This window comes from Guyparkeria sp. (assembly GCF_046540515.1).
Taxonomy (GTDB): Bacteria; Pseudomonadota; Gammaproteobacteria; order Halothiobacillales; family Halothiobacillaceae; genus Guyparkeria.
Genome location: NZ_JBKHFB010000107.1, coordinates 1 through 4,154, shown reverse-complemented (window position 1 = coordinate 4,154; position 4,154 = coordinate 1). Strand labels below are relative to the sequence as shown.

5 protein-coding genes are annotated in these 4,154 nt (G+C 68.5%); all 5 read left to right on the top strand.

Annotated elements, in window-relative coordinates; all coding sequences use genetic code 11:
* The first annotated feature begins 104 nt into the window (after nt 1-104).
* Complete coding sequence (locus ACLFRM_RS09155) at nt 105-890, top strand: TIGR01458 family HAD-type hydrolase (RefSeq protein WP_410755432.1); 786 nt, start codon at nt 105-107, stop codon at nt 888-890.
* Complete coding sequence (locus ACLFRM_RS09150) at nt 887-2,683, top strand: SLC13 family permease (protein WP_410755431.1); 1,797 nt, start codon at nt 887-889, stop codon at nt 2,681-2,683. The genes ACLFRM_RS09155 and ACLFRM_RS09150 overlap by 4 nt, the downstream gene beginning before the upstream one ends.
* Before the next feature lie 240 nt (nt 2,684-2,923).
* Nucleotides 2,924-3,160 (top strand): 50S ribosomal protein L28, encoded by a 237-nt coding sequence (gene rpmB, locus ACLFRM_RS09145; RefSeq protein ID WP_125197716.1) that lies wholly within the window; start codon nt 2,924-2,926, stop codon nt 3,158-3,160.
* A 55-nt stretch (nt 3,161-3,215) separates the two neighbouring features.
* Complete coding sequence (gene rpmG, locus ACLFRM_RS09140; protein ID WP_136866501.1) at nt 3,216-3,371, top strand: 50S ribosomal protein L33; 156 nt, start codon at nt 3,216-3,218, stop codon at nt 3,369-3,371.
* An 88-nt stretch (nt 3,372-3,459) separates the two neighbouring features.
* Nucleotides 3,460-4,154: bifunctional DNA-formamidopyrimidine glycosylase/DNA-(apurinic or apyrimidinic site) lyase (mutM, locus tag ACLFRM_RS09135; RefSeq protein ID WP_410755430.1), on the top strand; the 695-nt coding region annotated here is incomplete at its 3' end.

Genomic DNA, 4,154 nt, shown 5'->3' with positions numbered 1-4,154 from the left:
CCAGGGGCGGAACATCATAGCAAAGGCCCGACGAGCGTCATTGACCACCTATCCTGCTATACAGGGAAGACGTTCACGAGCGAAGACAACGGCGATACCGGCAGATGAAGGCAATCCTTTTCGACTTGGACGGCGTGCTCTACGTCGGCGACCGCCCCATCGAGGGGGCAGCCGAGGCGGTGACGTGGTGTCGCCAGCGGGAAATCCCGTTTCGGTTCGTCACCAACACCACCTCGCGCCCGCGCCATCGGCTGGTGGAAAAGCTCGGGGCGATGGGCATCCAGGCGCACGCCGACGAGATCATCACGCCACCGATCGTCGCCCGACGGTGGCTGGCGCAACACGCCCACGGGCCGGTCGGCCTGTTCGTGCCCGAGGCGACCCGGGAGGAATTCGCCGATTTCCAGCCGGCCCGACCGGAAGACGAGCACGTCGCGGCCGTGGTGCTGGGCGATCTCGGCGAGGGCTGGGACTTCGCCACCTACAACCGGGCGTTCCGCTGGCTGAAGACCAACCCCGACGCGGCACTGATCGCCCTGGGCATGACCCGTTTCTGGGAGGACGAAGACGGGCCGCGCCTTGACGTGGGGCCGTTCGTCCGCGGCCTCGAGTACGCCGTCGGTCGTGACGCGGTGGTGCTCGGCAAACCCAGCGCCGCGTTCTTCCACCTGGCCGTCGAGGAACTGGGCGTCCCCGTCGGCCGGACCCTGATGGTCGGCGACGACATCGTGGGCGACATCGACGGCGCCCGGCGGGCCGGGCTGCGGGCGTTGCAGGTACGCACCGGCAAGTTCCGTCCGGACGACCTCGAACAGGGCATCACGCCCGACGGGGTGCTCGACTCGATCGCCGACCTGCCGGACTGGTGGGAGCGCGAGTCGGGCCGATGACGGGCGAGCAGATACTGCTGTTCGCCATTCTCGGCCTGACCCTGGCCGGCTTTGCCTGGGCACGTCTGCGCTACGACGTGGTCGCCCTGCTCGCCCTGCTGGCCACCGGCCTGACCGGGCTGGTCCCGCCCGAGGAGATGTTCAGCGGGCTGTCCCACCCGGCGGTGATCACCGTGGCGGCGGTCCTGATCCTCAGCCGCGCGCTCCTCAACGCCGGCGTCATCGACGTGCTCGCCCGGCGGCTGACCCGGGTGGGCGACCGGCCCATGGTCCAGGTGGTCACTCTCACCGGCGTGGTCGCCCTGAGTTCGGCGTTCATCAATAACGTCGGCGCCCTGGCGCTGTTCATGCCCGTGGCCGTGTGGATGGCCCGACATGCCGGTCGCCCGCCGTCGTTCCTGCTCATGCCGTTGGCCTTCGGTTCGCTGCTCGGCGGCACCCTGACCCTGATCGGCACCCCGCCGAACATCATCATCGCCTCCTACCGCAGCGAGACCGGCACGCCCGCCTTCGGCATGTTCGATTTCCTGCCGGTCGGACTCGCGATCACCATCGCCGGGATCGCCTTCATCGCGCTGGTCGGCTGGCGACTGACGCCACAGCGTAGCGAACCGGCCGATGACGGCGGATTGTTCGAGATCGAGAACTACCTCACCGAGGTACGGGTCCCCGAATCGAGCAACTACGCGGGGCGCAGCGTGCACGAACTGATCGAATCGGTCGCCGACGAGGCCGACGTGATGGTCACCGCCCTGCTGCGCGAGGACGAGCGTCGCCGCCTGCCCTCGACCTACGAGGTACTGCGACCGGGCGACATCCTCCTGATCGAGGCCGACTCCGACGGCCTCAAGGCCCTGATCGACGAGACCGGGGTGGAGCTCGCAGCCGGCGAGGACGCGGAAACCGACGAAGACGACGAACAGGCAGCCGGCGAGCTGACCCTGACCGAGGCGATCATCGCCCCGAACTCGCGCCTGGTGAGCCGCTCGGCCGGCGTACTGGACCTGCGCGAACGCTATGGCGTGAACGTGCTGGCCGTCGCACGACAGGGCAAGCGCCTGAAGCAACGCATCAGCCACATCCGCTTCCTGCCCGGCGACATCCTGCTGCTGCAGGGCCGCGAGGACAGCCTGCCCGGGGCGATGAACCGGCTGGGCTGCCTGCCTTTGGCTTCGCGCGGGCTCGATATTGCCCGACCGCGGCACGTGTTGCTGGGAGCGGGCATCTTCGCCGCGGGGCTTGCGCTGGTCGCCTTCGATCTGCTGCCGGTCGCCACGGCGCTGGTCGGCGCGGCCGTGGCCATGGTTATCGCGGGGCTGCTGCCGTCCGACGACGCCTACCGGGCCATCGACATGCCCGTGATCGTGCTGCTGGCCGCCATGCTGCCGGTCGGCCAGGCACTGGAAACCACCGGCGGATCGGCCCTGATCGCCGAGGCCCTGCTGGGGATGGCCGACCACCTGCCGGCCTTCCTGATGCTCGCGTTGCTGATGGTCGCGGTCATGCTGCTGTCCAACCTGGTCAACAACGCCGCCGCGGCGGTGCTCGCCGCGCCGATCGGCATCCAGATCGCGCAGGGCATGGACGCCTCGCCCGACCCCTTCCTGATGGCGGTGGCCATCGGCGCCTCCTGCGCCTTCCTCACGCCCATCGGCCACCAGTCCAATACCCTGGTGATGGCGCCGGGCGGCTTCCGATTCGGCGATTACTGGCGCATGGGCCTGCCGCTGTCGCTCCTGGTCATCGCCGTGGCCGTGCCGAGCATCCTGTGGGTGTGGCCGGTGGCCGGCTGATCGCGCCGGCAGGCCGGAACGGACGCAACCTGAACGGATCGCATCACCCACGGCGCATCCGCCCTCTCCGCCCCGCCAGCGCCGGGGACGACAGCGACCGCGCGTGGATGCTTGCCAAGCCGGCGACGTTCTTTTATCCTACGCGACCTTTGAATTGACCCGCCCGCGTGCCGGCCGCCGAACAGGCTCCGCACTCCCAATGGCACGCGCGCAAACAGACGAGTCGCTCAGGAGACAATCATGGCCCGAGTTTGCCAAGTAACCGGGAAGCGCCCGGCGGTCGGTAACAACGTATCGCACGCGAACAACAAGACCCGGCGTCGGTTCCTGCCCAACCTGCACAAGAAGCGGTTCTGGGTAGAGAGCGAGCAGCGCTTTGTCAGCCTGCGCGTTTCCAGCCACGGCCTGCGCACGATCGACAAGGTCGGCATCGAGACGGTCATCGCCGAGATGCGTGCCCGCGGCGAGAAGGTCTGAGACACCGCTTACCACCCCCTTCCCGTCCGAAAACACGTTCGACAGGTAACACGACATGCGCGACAAGATCCGACTGGTATCCACCGCCGGCACCGGCCACTTCTACACCACCGACAAGAACAAGCGGAACATGCCGGAAAAGATGGAAATCAAGAAGTACGATCCGGTAGTACGCAAGCACGTCATCTACAAGGAAGCCAAGATCAAGTAAGGGCGTTCGGCCGTCCCCTGACAGCCACCCCCTGCTGATCGGCCCTTGACGGACCCCGCGAGGACACCTCGCGGGGTTTCTTCGTGCCATGCCCGAACTCCCCGAAGTCGAGACCACCCGCCGCGGCATCGAGCCGCACCTTGCCGGCCACCGTATCCAGGGCGTCACCGTACGAGACGCCCGCCTGCGCTGGCCGGTGCGCGCGGATCTGCCCGCCTTTCTCCGCGACCGCCCGGTCGAGGCCGTCGAACGACGGGCGAAGTACCTGCTCCTGCGCCTCGATCGCGGCGACCGGGTACTCATCCACCTGGGCATGTCCGGCAGCCTGCGGCTCGACGATCCCGCCAATGCCCCGCGCAAGCACGACCACGTCGAGTGGCTTCTCGACAACGGCAAGGCCCTGCGCCTGCACGACCCGCGTCGTTTCGGCGCCGTGCTCACCGACCACGTCGATGCCCCGCACGATCGCCTGGCCGCACTCGGCCCCGAGCCCCTGGGCGACACGTTCGACGGCGATTATCTCGCCGGGCGACTCGCCGGGCGGCGCGTGGCCGTCAAGCAGGCGATCATGAATGCCGGGATCGTGGTGGGCGTGGGCAACATCTACGCCTCGGAGGCCCTGTTTCTCGCCGGCATCCACCCGGCCCGCCCGGCGGGGAGCCTTGGCCGCGACGAGTGTCACGCACTCGCCGCCGCCATCCGTCGTGTGCTCGCTGCGGCGATCGAACAGGGCGGCACCACCCTGCGCGACTTCCTCGCCCCGTCGGGCAACCCCGGCTACTT

What these genes read in the sequence shown, in the direction of transcription:
- rpmG (WP_136866501.1), top strand. Translation starts at nt 3,216, where the DNA reads ATGCGCGACAAGATCCGACTGGTATCCACCGCCGGCACCGGCCACTTC.
- rpmB (WP_125197716.1), top strand. Translation starts at nt 2,924, where the DNA reads ATGGCCCGAGTTTGCCAAGTAACCGGGAAGCGCCCGGCGGTCGGTAAC.
- ACLFRM_RS09155 (WP_410755432.1), top strand. Translation starts at nt 105, where the DNA reads ATGAAGGCAATCCTTTTCGACTTGGACGGCGTGCTCTACGTCGGCGAC.
- ACLFRM_RS09150 (WP_410755431.1), top strand. Translation starts at nt 887, where the DNA reads ATGACGGGCGAGCAGATACTGCTGTTCGCCATTCTCGGCCTGACCCTG.